Annotated in this window: 18 protein-coding genes; 11 read left to right on the plus strand and 7 right to left on the minus strand. The window is 65.6% G+C overall.

Translation table 11 applies throughout. From position 1 onward, the window contains the following. Nucleotides 1–6 precede the first annotated feature (6 nt). Together UNPF46_RS01830 and UNPF46_RS01835 are read right to left on the minus strand one after the other, a co-directional pair. The gene (locus UNPF46_RS01830) at nt 7–1,866 is read right to left on the minus strand and encodes a TRAP transporter large permease (RefSeq protein ID WP_142248837.1); all 1,860 of its coding nucleotides are present in this window, start codon (nt 1,864–1,866) and stop codon (nt 7–9) included. A 1-nt stretch (nt 1,867) separates the two neighbouring features. Next, on the minus strand, nt 1,868–2,899 hold the full coding sequence (locus UNPF46_RS01835; RefSeq protein WP_142248838.1) for a TRAP transporter substrate-binding protein: 1,032 nt from the start codon (nt 2,897–2,899) through the stop codon (nt 1,868–1,870). Between the two features lie 430 nt (nt 2,900–3,329). On the opposite strand from UNPF46_RS01835, the gene UNPF46_RS01840 reads away from it, so the two are divergent. Beyond that, entirely contained in the window at nt 3,330–4,805 is a 1,476-nt protein-coding gene (locus tag UNPF46_RS01840) for a caspase family protein (protein WP_142248839.1), read from the plus strand. Between the two features lie 50 nt (nt 4,806–4,855). Here UNPF46_RS01840 and UNPF46_RS01845 read toward each other — a convergent pair whose 3' ends face one another. Together UNPF46_RS01845 and UNPF46_RS01850 are read right to left on the minus strand one after the other, a co-directional pair. Further along, on the minus strand, nt 4,856–5,212 hold the full coding sequence (locus tag UNPF46_RS01845) for a hypothetical protein (protein WP_142248840.1): 357 nt from the start codon (nt 5,210–5,212) through the stop codon (nt 4,856–4,858). Nucleotides 5,213–5,263: 51 nt separating this feature from the next. Continuing rightward, the gene (locus UNPF46_RS01850) at nt 5,264–6,688 is read right to left on the minus strand and encodes an FAD-binding oxidoreductase (protein ID WP_142248841.1); all 1,425 of its coding nucleotides are present in this window, start codon (nt 6,686–6,688) and stop codon (nt 5,264–5,266) included. Nucleotides 6,689–6,773: 85 nt separating this feature from the next. Between UNPF46_RS01850 and UNPF46_RS01855 the strand changes: the two genes are divergently transcribed. After that, nucleotides 6,774–7,280: a thioesterase family protein gene (locus UNPF46_RS01855; protein WP_100180675.1), complete on the plus strand. Its 507-nt coding sequence runs from the start codon at nt 6,774–6,776 to the stop codon at nt 7,278–7,280. 3 nt (nt 7,281–7,283) lie between these two features. Here the strand turns inward: UNPF46_RS01855 and UNPF46_RS01860 are convergent, their stop codons facing one another. Further along, complete coding sequence (locus UNPF46_RS01860; protein WP_018319670.1) at nt 7,284–7,457, minus strand: DUF1328 domain-containing protein; 174 nt, start codon at nt 7,455–7,457, stop codon at nt 7,284–7,286. Nucleotides 7,458–7,695: 238 nt separating this feature from the next. On the opposite strand from UNPF46_RS01860, the gene UNPF46_RS01865 reads away from it, so the two are divergent. Beyond that, nucleotides 7,696–10,275, plus strand: a complete 2,580-nt coding sequence (locus UNPF46_RS01865) for an ATP-dependent helicase (protein WP_142248842.1) — start codon at nt 7,696–7,698, stop codon at nt 10,273–10,275. Between the two features lie 12 nt (nt 10,276–10,287). Here UNPF46_RS01865 and UNPF46_RS01870 read toward each other — a convergent pair whose 3' ends face one another. Next, nucleotides 10,288–11,115 (minus strand): hypothetical protein, encoded by an 828-nt coding sequence (locus UNPF46_RS01870; protein WP_142248843.1) that lies wholly within the window; start codon nt 11,113–11,115, stop codon nt 10,288–10,290. Between the two features lie 77 nt (nt 11,116–11,192). Here UNPF46_RS01870 and UNPF46_RS01875 point away from each other — a divergent pair, with 77 nt between their 5' ends. From UNPF46_RS01875 to UNPF46_RS01910, 8 genes are all read left to right on the plus strand, one after another. Continuing rightward, nucleotides 11,193–11,480, plus strand: a complete 288-nt coding sequence (locus tag UNPF46_RS01875) for a type II toxin-antitoxin system HicB family antitoxin (RefSeq protein WP_142248844.1) — start codon at nt 11,193–11,195, stop codon at nt 11,478–11,480. An 87-nt stretch (nt 11,481–11,567) separates the two neighbouring features. Beyond that, nucleotides 11,568–11,981: a hypothetical protein gene (locus UNPF46_RS01880; protein ID WP_142248845.1), complete on the plus strand. Its 414-nt coding sequence runs from the start codon at nt 11,568–11,570 to the stop codon at nt 11,979–11,981. Continuing rightward, entirely contained in the window at nt 11,981–12,652 is a 672-nt protein-coding gene (locus UNPF46_RS01885; protein ID WP_142248846.1) for an OmpA family protein, read from the plus strand. The genes UNPF46_RS01880 and UNPF46_RS01885 overlap by 1 nt, the downstream gene beginning before the upstream one ends. A gap of 171 nt (nt 12,653–12,823) precedes the next feature. Then, a complete protein-coding gene (locus tag UNPF46_RS01890; protein WP_181769727.1) occupies nt 12,824–13,342 on the plus strand; it encodes an Mpo1 family 2-hydroxy fatty acid dioxygenase in 519 nt (172 codons plus the stop codon). A 28-nt stretch (nt 13,343–13,370) separates the two neighbouring features. Further along, nucleotides 13,371–14,402, plus strand: coding sequence for an NAD-dependent epimerase/dehydratase family protein (locus UNPF46_RS01895; protein ID WP_142248848.1), 1,032 nt, complete (start codon nt 13,371–13,373; stop codon nt 14,400–14,402). Between the two features lie 27 nt (nt 14,403–14,429). Beyond that, nucleotides 14,430–15,056, plus strand: coding sequence for a methyltransferase family protein (locus UNPF46_RS01900; protein WP_142248849.1), 627 nt, complete (start codon nt 14,430–14,432; stop codon nt 15,054–15,056). A gap of 284 nt (nt 15,057–15,340) precedes the next feature. Beyond that, nucleotides 15,341–15,550, plus strand: a complete 210-nt coding sequence (locus tag UNPF46_RS01905; RefSeq protein WP_142248850.1) for a hypothetical protein — start codon at nt 15,341–15,343, stop codon at nt 15,548–15,550. Between the two features lie 147 nt (nt 15,551–15,697). Next, nucleotides 15,698–17,002 (plus strand): PQQ-dependent sugar dehydrogenase, encoded by a 1,305-nt coding sequence (locus UNPF46_RS01910; protein ID WP_142248851.1) that lies wholly within the window; start codon nt 15,698–15,700, stop codon nt 17,000–17,002. Between the two features lie 231 nt (nt 17,003–17,233). Here the strand turns inward: UNPF46_RS01910 and UNPF46_RS01915 are convergent, their stop codons facing one another. Then, nucleotides 17,234–18,058: an aspartate dehydrogenase gene (locus UNPF46_RS01915; RefSeq protein WP_142248852.1), complete on the minus strand. Its 825-nt coding sequence runs from the start codon at nt 18,056–18,058 to the stop codon at nt 17,234–17,236. Nucleotides 18,059–18,085: the final 27 nt, after the last annotated feature.

Raw genomic sequence — 18,085 nt, forward strand, 5'->3', positions numbered from 1 at the left:
ACTCCTTCAGTAGCCGAATGCCCGCGGCAGCGCGGTCGACAGCCACGGCACGAAGGCGATGACGAGCAGGCAGAGGAACAGGAGGCCGAGATAGCCCATGATCGGCTTCACGGTCTGCTCGATCGGCACGTTGCCGATGAGGCAGGCGCCATAGAGCCCGAGCCCGAGCGGCGGCGCGAACAGGCCGATGCCCATGGCGATGACCAGGACGACGCCGAAATGCAGGGGATCGACGCCGAGCTGCACCGCGACCGGCAGCAGCAGCGGCCCGAAGATGATCAGCGCGGCCGCGCCTTCCAGCACCGAGCCCATCACGATCAGCACGGCGATCGCCAGCAGGATGAACAGCCAGACACCCGAGGTCTTTGACAATCCGAGCATGAAATCCCCGACCGCATGCGGCACCTGCTGCAGGGTCAGCGTGAACGCGAGCGATTGCGCGGCGGCGACGATGAACAGCACGAGACCGGCGCGGGTCGCCGCCTGGACGAAACTATGCGCAGCCGATCTGAAGCTGAGCTCGCGAAACACCACGCTGCCGACAACGAGTGCATAAGCCACGGCGAAGGCCGAAATCTCCGTCGCCGTGGCAAAGCCGCTCTTGAAGCCGAAGAAGATCATGAAGATCAGGCCGAAGGATGCGATCGCGCCGCTCCACAGGCCCGACACCGGCATCTGCGGCTCGACCTCCTCGCCCCTGTCCGGCCGCTTGCCGAAGATGATGGACACCGCGATCAGGACAGCCGCCATCAGCGCCGAGGGCAACAGGCCGGCAACGAACAGGCCGCCGATCGACAGGTTGGCGACGAAGCCGAGAATGATCAGGTTGATGCAGGGCGGAATCGTTTCCGCCATCACCGCGGAGGCAGCGAGCAGCGCCACCGCGCCGCCCGGATTTTGCCTGGAGCGGCGGGCCGCAGGGATCAGCACCGAGCCGACCGCGGCGACATCCGCCATCTTCGAGCCCGAGATGCCGGAGAACAGCACCATCGACGCCACCATCACGACGTTCAGCCCGCCGCGCATGCGCCCGACCCCGCGCTGCAACAGCTCAATCAGGCGGACCGACATGCCGTTGGCTTCCATGAGGTAGCCGACCAGGATGAAGAAGGGGATCGCGAGCAGCACGAAATTGTCGATGCCGCGCGCCATCTGCTGGGCGAAGATGACGCCGGGCAGCGCGCCCTCGACCCAGATGAAAACGAGCGCGGCCAGCGCCAATGCAAAGCCGATCGGCAAGCCGCCGAACAGCGTCGCAAAGAAGCCGATCAGCATCAGCGTGCCCGCCGACGGCACCGAGGATGGCGACAGGTAGTCCCAGGCGAGATAGAGGCCGGTCACCACGACGATCGCGATCAGGCCGCGGACGATATCGGGGAACGGGCGCGCGCAGAGATGGTCGATTGCGAAGACCGTCATGAACAGCGCGCCGATGCCCATGGGGTAGAAGGTCAATTCCAGCGGCAGGCCGGAGCCGGTGGTCTGGCCGGCGGTGAGCGAGCCCAGCTTGATGGCGTTGTAGGCGACGTAGCCGGAGATCAGCACGATCAGCAATGCGCTGGCGGCATCGACCAGCGCGCGCAGCCGCATCGGCAAGAGATCGCGGAAGAAGGAGACGCCGACATTCTCGCCGCGCGCGAGCGCGCTCGCCGCGCCGAAGAAGGCCGAACCGACCATCAGCCCGCGCGCGACGTCGTCCGACCACTCGACCGGCGCGTTGAAGAAGAAACGCAGCAGCACGGAAACGCAGACCACCACGAGATCGGCGGCGAGCAGGATGGCCGCAATCGCGTCGCTGAAGCGAAGCAGCAGGGCGACACTGCCATGGCGGCCGCCCGAGACGGGCACGGCGGCTGTGATCGTCATCTCAAGCTTGCGTCGCGCGGATGATGTCGATGACGGCCTTGGACTCCGGCCGCGCCTTGATGAAGTTCTCGATCTGCGGCGCCACGCGCTTCTTGAAGGCCTCGCGGTCGCATTCGGCGACCGTCACGCCCTTTTCGGTCAGAGCGGCCAGCGCTTCCTTCTCGACCGCAAGGCCGTGGGCGCGGGTGTCGACCGCAGCCTTCTTCGCCGCATCGAGGAAGCCCTCGCGCAGCTTCGGGTCCATGCGGTTGTAGGTCATGTCGCTGAAGTAGATCGCGAGCGGCGAGAAATTGTGCTGCGTCAGCGCGTAGAATTTCGCGGTCTCGAAGAACTTGCTGGCGAGGATGGTCGGCGGATCGTGCTCGAGACCATCGAGCACGCCGGCCTGCAAGGCCGTGTAGATCTCGCCGAACGCCAGCGGGGTCGCGGCGGCGCCCATCAGCCGCAGGCATTCGGTGATGACGGGATTGGGCAGCGTCCTGATCTTGAGGCCGGCGAGATCCTCCGGGGTCTTCACCGGCTTCTTCGCCAGCACGCTGCGCGAGCCGAAATTATAGGCCCAGGCGATGATGCGGATGTTGCCGCCCTTGAGAAGGGCGTCCTCGATCGGCTTGGCCGCGCCGGCGTCGAACGCCTTGGTCTGTTGCGGGAAGCTCGAGAACAGAAAGCCGAGATCGTAGGTGCCGACCAGGGGCACCAGATTGGCCGAGATCGAGGAACCCGACACCATGAGATCGATGACGCCGAGCTTCACCGAGTTGATGACGTCGATCTCCTGACCGAGCTGGTTGTCGGGAAAGAAGGCGACCTCGATCTGCTCGCCAAGCCCGTTGGCCTTCAGGTTCTTGACGAGATTGTCGTAGTAGACACGGCCGTTGGCGAATTTGGGATCGTTCGGCAGCGAGGAGGAGCATTTCAGCTTCAGCGTCGCGGCTTCGGCGCGGCCGACGATGGCGGGAGAGAGCACGAGACCGGCGGTGACCGCCGCCGATGACTTGATGAACGCGCGACGGCTCGCAGGCACAATGGTCATGGTGCGGCTTCTCCCACTTTATTTTTTGTACGGCGCGGTCGTTGCCGCAGCCTGTTGCCTGAACTGTATGGCCAAAGCGACGGCACAGGCAAGCGCGGCAGCCCGGCAGCCATCGAACCGTACAGCGCGCGCAGCGTTAGCCCGCAAGCACGGCTGATGACGAGGATTCCCTTGGGATTTGCGATGACGATCGACCTGCGGCGACATCCGTCGCAACGAGCGCAGTCGCGCAAAAGGCCACATCAATCCAATTGTCGTATGGATCAATGCGCAATTCACATGGATGAGCACAGAACGACAGGATCCGGCTCCGACAGACAACCTGCCCCATTTTGCCGCAGCCGAACCGTGATTTAGGGCACAGACAGACTCATGGCGGCCCTCTAGAAAAAGTGGCATCATCGCACGCATTGCCTATGGAGGTGACACCATGCGCCGTCCAGTTTTTTCCAGTTTATTTCTAGCCTCCGGCATTCTGGCCCTCACCCAGTTGACGACCCCTACCGACGCCGCCGCCGAGGCGCGGCTCGCGCTGGTGATCGGCCAGTCCGCCTATCGCACGGTGCCCGAGCTGCCCAACGCCGCCAACGACGCCAAGGGCATGACGGAGCTGCTTGGCAATGCCGGCTTCAACGTCACCACGGCGGCCAATCTTGCGCAGAGCGAGATGCGCACGGCGATCTCCGATTTCGCCGGCAAGGTCAGCGCCAGTGGCGCCGACACCGTCGCGCTGGTGTTCTATGCCGGCCATGGGCTGCAGATCGACGGCGAGAACTATCTCGTTCCGGTCGATCTCGATCCCAAGCGCGAGGCCGACATTCCGCTCCAGGGCGTGCGCCTGAACGACCTGCTCAACACGCTCGGCGCGTTGCCGACGCGGGCACGCATCTTCATGCTCGACGCCTGCCGCAACAACCCGTTCCCCGCACTGAGCGGCGCCGGCCACGGCCTTGCGATCGTCGACACCAAGGCCGGCGCGCCCGGCTCCTTCATTTCCTATTCGACCTCGCCCGGCGCCGAAGCCGAGGACGGCTCCGGCATCGACAGCCCCTACACCACGGCGGCGCTGACCATCGCCAAGCAGCCCAATCTGCCGATCGAGGAGGTGTTCAAGCGCATCCGCGTCGCCGTCGCGCAATCGACTGACGGCCGGCAGATCCCCTGGGAAAGTTCCTCGCTCACCACCGACTTCAAGTTCTTCGGCGAGAGCAGCGGCAGCACGCCCGCTCTTCCCGGCGCATCCGCGATGGCGCTCGCCGGCGGCACGCGCAGCGTCGAGGACTGGCGCAAGACCTTGCAGGGCAAGCCTGCGATGGTGGCTTATGAGCTCGTGATCACCGACGACACCGTCGAGGCGTATCAGGCCTATATCGAGCTGTACGCGCAGGACACCCGCACGCCGCGCGTGCGCACCGTGCTGGAACGGCGGCGCCAGATGCTGGCCTGGGAGCGTGCCACCGCCATCAACACCCGCGCCTCGTTCGAGGCCTATCTCGCCAACTGGGACAACAGCGACCTCGCTGCGACCGCGCGCCGGCTGCTCTTGCGCGTGCAGAACCGCAATTATGGCGTGCCCGTCGCCGCCGTGGCGACCCCGGTCGCCGTCGCGATGGCCCCGACCTGCCCGTGCTCGACGCCAGCGGCACCGGCAACGCCGATCAATCCCAGCGTCGCGCCCGTGATCAAGAAACGCGTCGACGACACGCCGCCCAAGCGCAAGGTGGTCGAGACGCCGCCGAAGCGCCGGCCGCCGCCGGACGAAGTGATCTACGAGCGCGCGCCGCCCCCCGGCCCGCCGCCCGGCGCCGTCATGCAAGGCGTCGGCATTGGTATCGGCATCGGCATGGGAATTGGCGGCCGCGGCGGCGGCGATCATTATCGCGGCGACTACAACCGCAGGTACTGAGCCGGCCCAGCATCGACATCGCACCGGCTCGCACGCACCGCGAGCCGGATCTACTCCGACACCGCCGGATGATCCCGCTGGACGGCCTCCCGGACCCAGGCGGCCTGGATCGCGCGAAACAGGATCTGCGCCGTCTTGAGATCATTGGCCTTCATGCAGAGATCGACGATCCGGCGCACCGCATCGTCACGCATCAGCTCGTCGGAGATCTTCATCGCGATTTCCATCGCGACGCGGGCCGCACGGTCATAGCGCTCGCGCTCGCCGGTCCGCGCGGAAGCTGCCGCGCTCGCGGAGGCGGCATCGCAGATCGCACGAATGCGCGCGGCGGCTTCGATGTCGCCGAGCGGAGCGTCGATCGCTTCGTCCCAGATGTCCTGTCGCGTCTTTTGCGCGAACCAGCGCATTGCCCGCTCCGTAGCTGACGGAGCGAGCATAGACGGCGCTCGGCCTGCGCGCTACGCCTCCGGCACGATCTTGCCGGGGTTGAAGATGTTGAGCGGATCGAGCGCCTTCTTCAGGGCCCGCATCGCATCGAGCGCTTCGGGGCCGAGTTCCGCCTTGAGGTATTTCTGCTTGCCCTGGCCGATGCCGTGCTCGCCGGTGCAGGTGCCGTCCATCGACTGCGCGCGCTCGACGAGGCGGTGCATGAACTCCTCGCCGCGCGCCATCTCGGCGGCGTCGTTGGTGTCACAGACCAGCGAGCAGTGGAAATTGCCGTCGCCGACATGGCCGACGATCGGCGACAGCAGATTGAGGCGCTTGAGATCCTCCTCGGTCTCGCTGACGCAATCGGCGAGCCGCGAGATCGGCACGCAGACGTCGGTCGCGACCACGCCGATGCTGTCGCCGGGGCGCAGCGCCTTCACGGACCAATAGGCGTCGTGCCGCGCCTGCCACAGCTTGGTGCGGTCCTCCGGCTTGGTGGTCCAGGAGAAATCGCCGCCGCCGCAGTCCCTCGCGATCTCGCCGAAGGCCTTGGACTGCTCGCCGACCTCGATCTCGCTGCCGTGGAATTCCATCAGGAGCAGCGGTGTCTCCGGCAGCGTCAGTTTCGAATAGGCGTTGCAGGCCTTCACCTGCGCGGCATTGAGCAGCTCGATGCGCGCCACGGGAATGCCGGTCTGGATCGCCAGGATCACGGCCTGACAGGCCCCGTGCACGGTCTCGAACGACACCGCACCGGCCGCGATCGTCTCGGGGATGCCGCGCAGGCGGATGGTCAATTCCGAGATGATGCCGAGCGTGCCTTCGGCGCCGACGAACAGATGCGTCAAATCGTAGCCCGCGGACGACTTCTTGGCGCGCGTGCCCGTCGTGATGATCTCGCCATCGCCGCGCACCACCTTCAACGCCAGCACGCTGTCGCGCATCGTGCCGTAGCGCACCGCATTGGTGCCGGAGGCGCGGGTCGAGGCCATGCCGCCGAGCGAGGCATCGGCGCCGGGATCGATCGGGAAGAACAGGCCCTGGTCGCGCAGATGCTCGTTCAGCGCCTTGCGGGTGACGCCGGGCTGGATCACGCAGTCGAGGTCCTCGGCATGGACTGCCAGCACCTTGTTCATGTCGCGCAGATCGATCGAGATGCCGCCGGCGGGCGCATTGACCTGGCCCTCGAGCGAGGTGCCGGTGCCGAAGGGGATGACGGGGACGCGGTTCTTGGCGCAGATCCGCACCACGTCCTGGATGTCGGCGGTCTCCTGCGCCATCACCACGCCATCAGGCGGCTGGTTGGGGATCCAGGTGGTGGTATGGCCGTGCTGCTCACGCACGGCCTGCGAGGTGATGAGACGGTTGCCGAAGCGTGCGGCAAGCTGCTCCAGCGCGCTCGCGAGGGCTTTCGGCTCCGGCCGCGGCGGATTATTGGTGATGGTCGTACCCACGGAATTCCTCCCGACAGAAGAACCGTGGCAAAGGACATAAAGCCGGTCAAGTCAAGCGACCGGACGCATAGCTAGGGAATGAAGCATGCCGGAGAGTGCCGCCACCGCCCCGACGCCTGAGCCGTTCCGCGCCTCGATCATGCAGATCGAGCCGCAATGGATCGACTATAACGGCCACCTCAACATGGCCTATTACAACGTGATGTTCGACCGGGCGATCGACCAGCTTTGGAGCGAGCTCGGCATCGGACCGACTTACATGAAGGAACGAGGCGGCTCGACCTTCACCGCCGAATGCCATGTGCGGTATTTGCGCGAAATCCACCTCGGCGATCCCGTGCAGATCCTGGTCTGGCTGCTGGAGGCCGACGACAAGCGGCTGCATACGTTCGAGGAGATGCGGCACGCGGAGGAAGGTTGGCTGTCGGCGACGTCGGAGAACATGTCGCTGCACATGGACATGAAGGCCCGCCGCGTCGCGCCGTTTCCGCCCGATATTCGGGAGCGTATCGCTGCGGTCACCAAGGCCCACAGCGCCGTGGCGCGCCCCGAGGGCATCGGCCGGAACGTGGCGATGCCCTCGAAGCGGTAACCGCTAGACCCTGTTGCGGCCGCGGGCCAGGCCGACCACGGCCGAGACCAGGAACAGGACCACGGCGATGAAGAAGATGATCTTGGCGATTTCGATCGAGGCGCCGGCGATGCCGCCGAAGCCCAGGATGCCGGCGATCAGTGCGATAACCAGAAACGTCACAACCCAGCCTAGCATGGTCAAACCCTCGTCCTGATGTCTGTTTGCATCTGGCGCGGCTCCCCGCGCCACCTGCCCAGACAATCTCGACGTGGGAACGATGGTTCCCGCACGCATGGCGGCGAAATTCGCGCAGGCCTCAGGAACAAATTCGGGCCGCCACGCACGTGGAAAACCCGTTCTCGTCGCCCCATATAGGCACCAATCCCTGTTAGAAGGCTCCCTTCCGCCTCCCTGCGGTGCCATCGTGGGGCAAATGATTCGCATGACCGAGCCGAGCAAGATCACAGCCGTACCAGACCACCAGCCCGCAGCCGGCGGCATCGCCGCGCGTGCGCGCGCCTCGGTGGGCCCGAAATATCTGTCCGGGCTCAATCCGGAGCAGCGCGAGGCGGTGGAGACGCTGGACGGCCCGGTCCTGGTGCTGGCCGGCGCCGGCACCGGCAAGACCCGCGTGCTGACGACGCGCATCGCCCATATCCTGAGCCAGGGCCGCGCCCGCCCCGCCGAGATCCTGTCGGTGACCTTCACCAACAAGGCCGCCCGCGAGATGAAGCACCGGCTCGGCCAGATGCTCGGGCACGCCGTCGAGGGCATGCCCTGGCTCGGCACCTTCCACTCCATCGGCGGCCGCATCCTGCGTTTCCATGCCGAGCTGGCGCAGCTCAAGTCGAACTTCACCGTGCTCGACGTCGACGACCAGGTGCGGCTGCTGAAGCAGCTGCTGCAGGCCGAGAACATCGACGACAAGCGCTGGCCGGCGCGCATGCTGGCCGGCCTGATCGACGGCTGGAAGAACCGCGGCCTGATGCCCTCGCAGGTCCCGTCGGGCGAAGCCGCGATGTTCGCTAACGGCAAGGGCGGCAAGCTCTATGCGAGCTATCAGGAGCGGCTGAAGATTTTGAACGCCGCCGATTTCGGCGATCTGCTGCTGGAGAACATCCGCATCTTCCGCGAGCACCCGGATATTTTGCGGCAGTATCAGCAGCGCTTCAAATACATCCTGGTCGACGAATATCAGGACACCAACGTCGCGCAATATCTGTGGCTGCGGCTGCTGTCGCAGGCGCCTTCTTTCACCTCTCCCCGCGTGCGGGGAGAGGTCGCATCGCGAAGCGATGCGGGTGAGGGGGACTCTCCAGAGACCGCGCTCGTGGAGACAGCCCCTCACCCCGACCCTCTCCCCGTGAAGGACGGGGAGAGGGAGAGGACCAAGAACATCTGCTGCGTCGGCGACGACGATCAGTCGATCTATGGCTGGCGCGGCGCCGAGGTCGACAACATCCTGCGCTTCGAGCACGATTTCCCGGGCGCCAAGGTCATCCGCCTGGAGCGCAACTACCGCTCGACCGGCCACATCCTCGCCGCCGCGTCGCATCTGATCGCGCACAACGAAGGCCGGCTTGGCAAGACGCTGCGCACCGAGGACCAGGACGGCGAGAAGGTCACGGTCACGGGCTCGTGGGATTCCGAGGAGGAAGCCCGCGGTATCGGCGAGGAGATCGAGCAGATCCAGCGCAAGGGCGAGAAGCTCAACGAGATCGCCATTCTCGTGCGCGCCTCCTACCAGATGCGCGAGTTCGAAGACCGCTTCGTCACGCTCGGCCTGCCCTATCGCGTCATCGGCGGCCCGCGCTTCTACGAGCGCGCCGAAATCCGCGATGCGCTGGCATACCTGCGCGTCATCAACTCGCCGGCCGACGATCTCGCTTTCGAGCGCATCGTCAACACGCCCAAGCGCGGCCTCGGCGATGCCACCGTGCAGATGCTGCACGACCATGCCCGCAAGCGCCGCATTCCGCTGTTCGAGGCGGCGCGGGCGGTGGTCGAGACCGACGAGCTGAAGCCGAAGGCGCGCGGCAGCTTGCGCGACCTCGTCGCGCAGTTCGACCGCTGGCGCGCCCAGCGCGAAGTCACCGCACATACCGATCTCGCCCAGATCGTGCTCGACGAGAGCGGCTATACCGAGATGTGGCAGAAGGACCGTTCGGCGGATGCCGCCGGCCGGCTCGAGAACCTGAAAGAGCTGGTGCGCTCGATGGAAGAGTTCGAGAACCTACAAGGGTTCCTGGAGCACATCTCGCTCGTGATGGACCGCGAGGGCGGCGCGGAAGAGGACGCGGTGTCGCTGATGACGCTGCATTCGGCCAAGGGTCTCGAATTCGACAACGTATTCCTGCCGGGCTGGGAGGAAGGCCTGTTCCCGAGCCAGCGCACGCTGGACGAACAGGGCCGCGCCGGCCTCGAAGAGGAGCGCCGGCTCGGCCATGTCGGCCTGACCCGCGCGCGCCGCCGCGCCATGATCTATTTCGCGACCAACCGGCGCATCCATGGCACCTGGTCGACCACGATCCCGTCGCGCTTCCTCGACGAATTGCCGGCGGCCAATGTCGAGATCACGGAATCCAAGGGCGGCTCGGCCTGGGGCGGCACCGGCGGCTACGGCGCCTCGCGCTTCGACGACATGGAGGCGTTCGGCTCCACCTATTCGACGCCGGGCTGGCAACGTGCTCAGGCCAACCGCAACCGCGGCAGCGGCCGCAATGGCGGCGGCCGAAGCGGCGGCCTCGAGGAAGAGGCCGCAACGTTCTCCTCCTCGTCGTCCGGACCGGATTTCGGCAGCTTCTCCTCGCGCCGCCGCGGGCCGCTGACCATCGAGGGCGAGCTGGTCGCCAAGTCCACCGGCACGACTTCCGAATTCTCACTGTCCGACCGCGTCTTCCACCAGAAATTCGGCTACGGACGCGTCACCAAGATCGACGGTAACAAGCTCACCATCGCCTTCGACAAGGCCGGCGAGAAGAAGGTCGTGGACAGTTTTGTGCAGCGGGCGTGAGCGGAGCTTCGCTCAGCCGTTCAAGATGTCGGCTCCCTGGTCGTAAATCAGCTGGTCGACGTGCCCGGCGCCCGGTGCAATCTGGAGTTTCCAGCCCAGCGTCACGCCGAGGCTCCTGGCCAGCTCCGTACAATGCTGGAAATGCCAGAGACCCCGCGCGAGACGGTGAGGCCCCTGGGCCATCGCCTCGTCCCAGCGAGGCAGATGAGGATCCTCCGGGTCGTTGTCGGCATCGCCGAGCAGGATGACGAGCAGACGCGTCAGATATCTGCGCAGATGACATTCGTCGAGCCCGATCCCTCCCATGCCATCCGGGTAGTCCTTGGTGAGATCAGGCAGCATGTAGCATCCGCAATTGGCGGCAACGGCAAGGTCAACGGACGCGGCCTCGTTCAGCGCAAGATAGCGCAGCACAAACTGCGCGCCCGCGGAATTGCCGAACAAGCCGAAGGTATCCCGGCTGGACCCGATCGTCCGCCGAACATCGTGAAACAGACGGTCGATCACGCCGAAATTCCAATGATCGCGCGGCAAGACCGCATTGTCCGGCGGTGGCCGCCGCACGCCGCCGAAATTGTAGGCGTGGACACCCGGGAACTGATCCGGATCGAACTCCGGAACCAGCACGATTTGCCCATTGCGTTCGGCCTGAGGCGCCAGCAGATCGCGAAATTCCGCAGCGGCGCGATCGACGCCGTGCATCGCCACGATGATGCGCGTGTGCCTATGGCTCGATCTGGGGCAAAACGAGAAGACCCGCATCGATCGTGGCGACGGGGCAGCGCCGTCGTCCCGAAACACGAACGAGCCGGCGCCCTCCGCCAGAGTGAATTCGCTCAATTGCTTGCCTCCTCGGATGAGGTATTCATAAATGCAGTCGATCCAGCGGCACAACCTTCACAGCCACCAGCCTGACAATGCCCCACTACATCGCCATCATCGAGGACACCGATCCGGACGCCGTCAGCCTTTGGTTTCCGGACCTGCCCGGCTGCATCTCCGGCGGCGACGATGTCGACGAGGCCCTGGAGAATGCGCCCGAAGCGCTGGCATTCTATGCGCAGGAGCTGAGCGCGGACGGCCACCAGCTTCCCCCGGCCCGGACGCTGGACGAGCTCAAGGCCGACCCTGAGTTTGCCGACGATCTGGAGAAACACACGGCCGTCCTGATCGAATGGCCTCCCCGCGCCGATGGCGCCGAGTGAGGACTGTTCGCCGCACTCGCCGAACTCTCGACAGATCTCCGCCGAACAGCCCTTGACCATCGCGAACTTCCCCGTATCAGATGCGGCATGGTCCGGGGCATCGCACTGATCTTGCTGACATTGGGGATGCCGTCGCTTGCGGCGGCGGAGACCATGAGCTTTGGCGATTCGATCGGGCTCCTGGCCAAGAGCTGCGGTGCGGAAATCGTCGCCAATTGCCGCGGCGTCAACCCGGATTCGACCCGCCTGAAGGAGTGCCTGTCGCGCAACCGCGACGTCCTGTCCCAGCAGTGCGCGAGCGACTATCTCGGCGCGTTCGACGCCATCCAGAAGCGCGTCGCCGCGCGCGTCACGGTGGCGAACGCCTGCCAGCGCGAGATCGTCAAGGTCTGCGGCGGCTCGACCAAGGAGACCAGCAAGTCGATCCCCTGCCTGGTCTCGACACCCAAGGGCATCAGCAACAACTGCCTGAAGGCCGTCGACGATGCGGGGTATCGCTGATGCGCGCGAACAGGTTCTTCATGGCCGGAACGGTCCTCGCGCTCGGCTTCGCTCTGCTCGCGGGCGCAGCCGGCGCCCAGACAACGGCGCCGACCCGCGACGACATTGTCGGCAAGCTCAACCATCTCGAAGAGCCCGGCGAGGTCGATCTTCCCGCGCTCAAGCAGCAGGTGATGGAGCGCGCCAAGGCCAGGATCAAGAACGATCCGGGCCCGGTGAACCGGCCGCCGATCGCCCCTGACCTCGCCAAGCTGCCGACCTTCAATGCGCAGATCCAGTTCGACGCCGACACGCCGATCATCCAGCCGGCCTCCTACCAGACCGTTGGCCGCATCGCGGACGCCCTGGTTCATTCCTCGCTGCTGCCCTACACGTTCCTGATCGTCGGCCACGTCGAATCCAATTCGAAGACGCGCGAGGCCAATGCGATTCTGAGCCAGCGCCGCGCGGACGCGATCCGCGACGTGCTGGTGAACACGTTCAAGATCTCGACCAAGCGGCTGCATCCGATCGGCCTCGGCGAGGAGCAGTTTCTCGATCGGGCCAAGCCGACCTCGGCCGTCAACAGCCAGTTGCAAATCCTGACCTATGCAAAGGTACCCGAGGACGCGCCTGCGCATCCGGCCGCGGCGCCAGCGCCTGCGGCGAAAAAGCCCGCCAAGAAGCGTTGAGCGAACGCGGCGTCGCAGCCAACGGAACCCTTTGAAGTCCTGATCGTTTTGCAACCTGTCCCGGGCGCACAAACACGGTTTCGCGCGACAAAAGCGCCGGTTTGTGCACCGCCCGGTCCAGTGCTATAGCCACTGTTCGCCCTTCCTGACCCCGTGCTGCATGAGACCGAAATGGGTGGCTTTTTCCAGCGCCAACTTGCCGTTTATGTCGAGTACCACCGCGACCCCCGGAACACGGCGATGCATGTGGTCGGCATACTCCTGTTGTTCACCGGCGCCGTGCTGCCGCTGACGCTGGTCAAGTTTCCGCTGTTCGGTTTCGACGTCAGCCTTGCGGTGATCCTGGCCCTGCCGGTTTTGATCTATTGGCTGCTGCTCGACGCGGCGCTCGGGATCGGCATCCTGGCGGTTTCCATCGTGCTGTTTTCGGTTGCGACGAGCATTGCGGCGCAGGTCAGCATCGCGACCATGTGGGCGATCTTCGCCGCCTTGGTGGTGCTCGGCCTCGCCGCGCAGACCATCGGCCACAAGGTTTTTGAGGGCCGCGAAGCCTCGTTGTTCACTTTTCCGTCGCACCTTTTGCTTGGACCGATGTTCGTGATGGCGAAATTATTCATTGCACTGGGCTTCCGTCGCGACCTTGCCGCGATTCTGGCGCCTCTTCCGGCCAATTCCCTTTCAACCCGATAGTTCTAGAAGCGAAACAGCAACCTTCTGCATGGCTCTCGTACTGGTTACCGGTGGCAGCGGCTTCATCGGACATCATCTCGTCGAAGCGCTCCGCGCCCGTGGGCAGCGGGTGCGTGTTCTCGATGTCCGCGCGCCGGCTGCGGCGAACGCTGACGTCGAGCACGTCCACGGCTCGGTGCTGGACAGCGCCGCCGTCGATGCTGCGATCGCCGGGGTCGATCAGGTCTATCACCTCGCCGGTCTGCCCGGCATGTGGGTCGCCAATAAGCAGGACTTTCACGACGTCAACTGCCGCGGCACCGAAATCGTGCTCGCGGCCGCAATGAAGCGCGGCGTCTCGCGCTTCCTGCACTGCTCGACGGAATCGATCCTGTTCCCCTATTCCGACCTCAAAGGCGTTCCCGCCGAAGAGGCGCTGCAGCCGGCCGAGGTGATGCCGGGCGCCTATACGCGCTCGAAGTCGCTCGCCGAGCATCATGCCGCAAAGGCGGCGGCCAGCGGCTTCCCGCTTGTGATCGGCACGCCGACCATGCCGATCGGCGCTGCCGACCACAATCTGACGCCGCCGACCGCGATGCTCTGGTACTTCCTGCAGAAGAAGGTGCAGCCGCATCTCAACTTCCTGGTCAATCTCGTCGACGTCCGCGACGTTGCCATGGGCCTCGTGCTGACGATGGAGCGCGGCCGCCTCGGCCAGCGCTACATCCTCGGCGGCGACTGCGTTCCGCTCGGCAACATCCTGCGCATGATGTCGGCGATGAGCGGCCGCCGGCAGTACCCGATCGTCGTGCCCGGCAAGATCGCCGAGCTCTCCGCGATCATGCTGGAATACATCTCCGATCAGTTCACGCGCCGGCCGCCCAATGGCACCGCCGAAGGCGTGCGCATCGCGCTCGCCGCGAGCGATCTTTCGATCGGCAAGGCCCGTAACGAGCTCGGCTACGCACCGCGTCCGATCGAGCCGGTCTTGCGCGAAACCATCAACCATCTTCTCGCCCGCAACGGCCAGCAGCCCTCCGGCGCCATCGAGCATCGCGCGCTCTCCTCGCGCGCCAGCTGAAGCCGCCGCCCAACGCAAAGAACCTTCATGTCCTTCGATTTCAGCAAGCTTCTCTCCGTCGCCTGGGGTGGCTGGACCACGACCTGGCCGACCGAACTCCTGGCCCTGCTCTGGCTCGCCTTTCTCGCCAGCTGGGTCGGCGCCTCGTTCTGGCAGGGGCGGACCAAGAAGCAGGTCATGACGCTGGAGTCGCAGCGCTATCGCCTGCCGATCCTGGTCGGCGGCATCCTGTACACGCCGTGGGTCGCGGAGATCCTGGGCTGGAAGCCGCTCTGGGTGCTCGGCAACACCGGCATCACCATCGCAGCGCTCCTCTCGGCCGCCGGCATTGCCTTCGCCTGGTGGGGCCGGCTGCATCTCGGAAAATTCTGGTCCAACACCATCACCCACAAGGAAGACCATCGGGTCATCGACACCGGGCCCTACGGCATCGTGCGCCACCCGATCTACACCGGCCTGATCTTCGGCATGCTGGTGACGGGCGTTGCGATCGGCCTGATGACGACGATCCTCGGCGCCATCCTGATTTCGCTAGGCATGTGGCAGAAGGGCCGGATGGAAGAGGTGTTCCTGTCCAAGGAGCTCGGCGAAGACGCCTACGGCGCCTATTGCCGCCGCGTGCCGATGATCATCCCGTTCCTGTCGCCGCGCTGAAGGGCTTCCGCTTTTTCAGCGTAGGACGCTTGTTGGTCCCGTCATCCTGAGGTGCGAGGTTCGCGATGCTCATGCATCGCGAACCGAGCCTCGAAGGATGTACGGCCGAGATGCAGCCGGGCCCTCCATCCTTCGAGGCTCCCCATGCGGCGCGTTGCGCCCCATGGCTCGCACCTCAGGATGACGGGAACGGAATGGCGCACCCGGAACATTCGCCCAGGAACCGCCACTCCGCCAGCTTGTTACCCATTCGACGCATGCAATTGGCCGCAGAGCATCGAGTCATGTCGGACGCCTACGATTATTTTCGCGAGCACGCGATCGCCGCCATCCGCAAGGCGCGGGCGTTGCCGCAGGGGCGGACGAAGCAGAAGCAGCGCACGGTGGCACGGGTCTATCATCTGCTGTCCAGAGAGGCGGCGCTCGCACCGAACGTCCATCACCTCGACGATTTTCGCGTGGCGCGGCAGCTCGAGCGGCAGATCGGCCGCTGATCCCGTAACCCCCTTGGGCCCGCCTGCGTACGTCCCATGCAAATTCGATCGGCTGCCATTCCACGGGAATAGCCCCCGCCGGCCCGCCGCACCGGTTGACGTGGGCCCTGTCAGCCAGTTGGATGCGCGCGCAAACAGGGGCCCTTCATGACTTTTTCAAGCATCTTCGCGCAGTTCGTCGCATTCATTGGCGGCATCGCGCTGCAATGGCGCAAGATGACAGGCACCGAGCCCGCACCGGCATGGGGAGAGAAGCCCGCGATCCCCGACGCGAAGCCGCAAGGCGCGATCCCGACACTGAAAATGCCGACCGCGCGCGGCTGGAGCGAAGGCCAAAAGCCGACGGTCGCTCCCGGGCTCAAGGTCAACGCATTCGCAGCCGGGCTCGACCATCCGCGCTGGATCGAGGTGCTGCCCAATGGGGACGTGCTGATCGCGGAGGCAACGCAGATCGCAGGCGCACCGCGCAGCGTGTTCCACTACGCGATGCAGGCGACGATGCGTCGCGCCGCAGCGCTCGGCGTGTCCGCCAACCGCATCACGCTGCTGCGCGACAAGGACGGCGACGGCGTTGCCGAAGTGCGCGGCGCCTTCATGGAAAATCTCAGCCAGCCCTTCGGCATGGCGCTGATCGGCGATACTTTCTATGTCGGCAACACCGACGGCGTGATGGCCTTTCCTTACGTCGCCAATGCCGACCGCATCACCGCGCCCGGCAGGCGGCTCACGACCTTCAAGCCGGGCGGACACTGGACGCGCAGCCTGCTCGCCAGCCCCGACGGCAAGAAGCTCTATGCCGGCGTCGGCTCGCTCAGCAACATCGCGGAAATGGGCATGGAGGTCGAGCAAGGCCGCGCCGCGGTCTACGAGCTCGACCTCGTCGCCGGCACGCATCGCATTTTCGGCGCCGGCCTGCGCAATCCCGTGGGCCTTGCCTGGGAGCCAACTACGGGCGTGCTCTGGACCGTCGTCAACGAGCGCGACGGGCTCGGCGACGAGACGCCGCCGGACTATCTCACCTCGGTGCGCGATGGCGGCTTCTACGGCTGGCCCTATTGCTACTGGGGCAAGACGGTGGACGACCGCGTGCCGCAGGACCCGGCGATGGTCGCGAAGGCGATTCAACCGGACTACGCGCTCGGCGGCCATACCGCTTCGCTCGGCCTGTGCTGGATGCCCGCAGGGACCCTGCCCGGCTTCGGCGACGGCATGGTAATCGGCCAGCACGGCTCGTGGAATCGCAGCAAGCTGTCCGGCTACAAGCTGGTGTTCATCCCGTTCGAGAATGGCAAGCCGTCCGGCCCCGGTCGCGACATCCTCTCGGGCTTCCTGTCCCCGGACGAGAAGGAATCCTACGGCCGCCCGGTCGGCGTCGTGATCGGCCCCGACAAGAAGTCGCTGCTGATGGCCGACGACGTCGGCAACGTGATCTGGCGTGTGACGGGGGCGTAGGGGAGATATGTCGAGATAGGCGCTGCGGCGATCGCATTTCCGTTCCGTCATCCTGAGGTGCGAGACGCGTGGCGCAACGCGCCACGTGGGGAGCCTCGAAGGATGAACGGCCGCGATGCAGCCGGGCCGTCGTCCTTCGAGGCTTGCCCTGCGGCGCATTCGCTTCGCAGAGCAAGCACCTCAGGATGACGGTGGTGGAGCGTAGCGTCGTCTGAGGCCAATCGGGTCTCGTCACGTTCCTACACACAACGTGGCACGCTGCTTGCGGAGCAGCGCGATCACGGACAGTGCGGTGATGATCCCGGTCTTTGGATTTTCGGACGGGATGTTCTCGATGCTCATCGAGAAGCGCGCCGAATCCGCTTCGACCTCGATGCGGTGAACGTTGCGCGTCACGGTGGGGTCGGCCCAGACCTGGATCTGGGTACGATCGGGCCCGATGCCCGCCAGCGACAGCGCGACGGCGACATTGACGTTCGCCGGAAAGCCCTTCGCCGCGTCGCGCGCGCTGCCCTCGAACAGTTTCAGCGGCTCGCGCAGATTGTCGATGTCGATGCTGTTCTGCACGATGAACGGCGCGCCCTTCAGCCCGTCGATCGGCTTGCGCGTCACCATCTTCACGGAATGAATGGTGCCGACCGCGGCGGCGTTGACGGCGTCGAGGCCGATCAGCGCGCCGGTCGGCACGATGATTCGGCCGCCATTGGCGCGGGCGAGATCGACGAGATCGAAATTGTCGAGCAGGCCGCCGACGCTGACCACGACCGCAGCCTTGCCGCGCTTCACCGCGGGCTCGACGATCGCGCGCAACTGGCTGCTCGGCGCGCACTCGACGACGATGTCGGCGGCATCGCCGAGCTGGTCGATCGGCAGGATTTTCGGCGGACGCTTCAGGCCGCCGATGAAAGCCTGATGCTTGGCGGGATCGCGCACGGCGACGGCCGACAGTGCCAGCCCCTCGATGCCCCGATCCAGCGCAGTCGCGATCTTGGTCCCAATCGAGCCCAAGCCTGCGATGGCCACCCGCAGATCGCTCTTCGCCGTTTGGTCCGTCATCGCGTCTCCCTCTGTCCGGTGCAATGT

This window comes from Bradyrhizobium sp. UNPF46 (assembly GCF_006658625.1).
GTDB lineage: Bacteria > Pseudomonadota > Alphaproteobacteria > Rhizobiales > Xanthobacteraceae > Bradyrhizobium > Bradyrhizobium nitroreducens.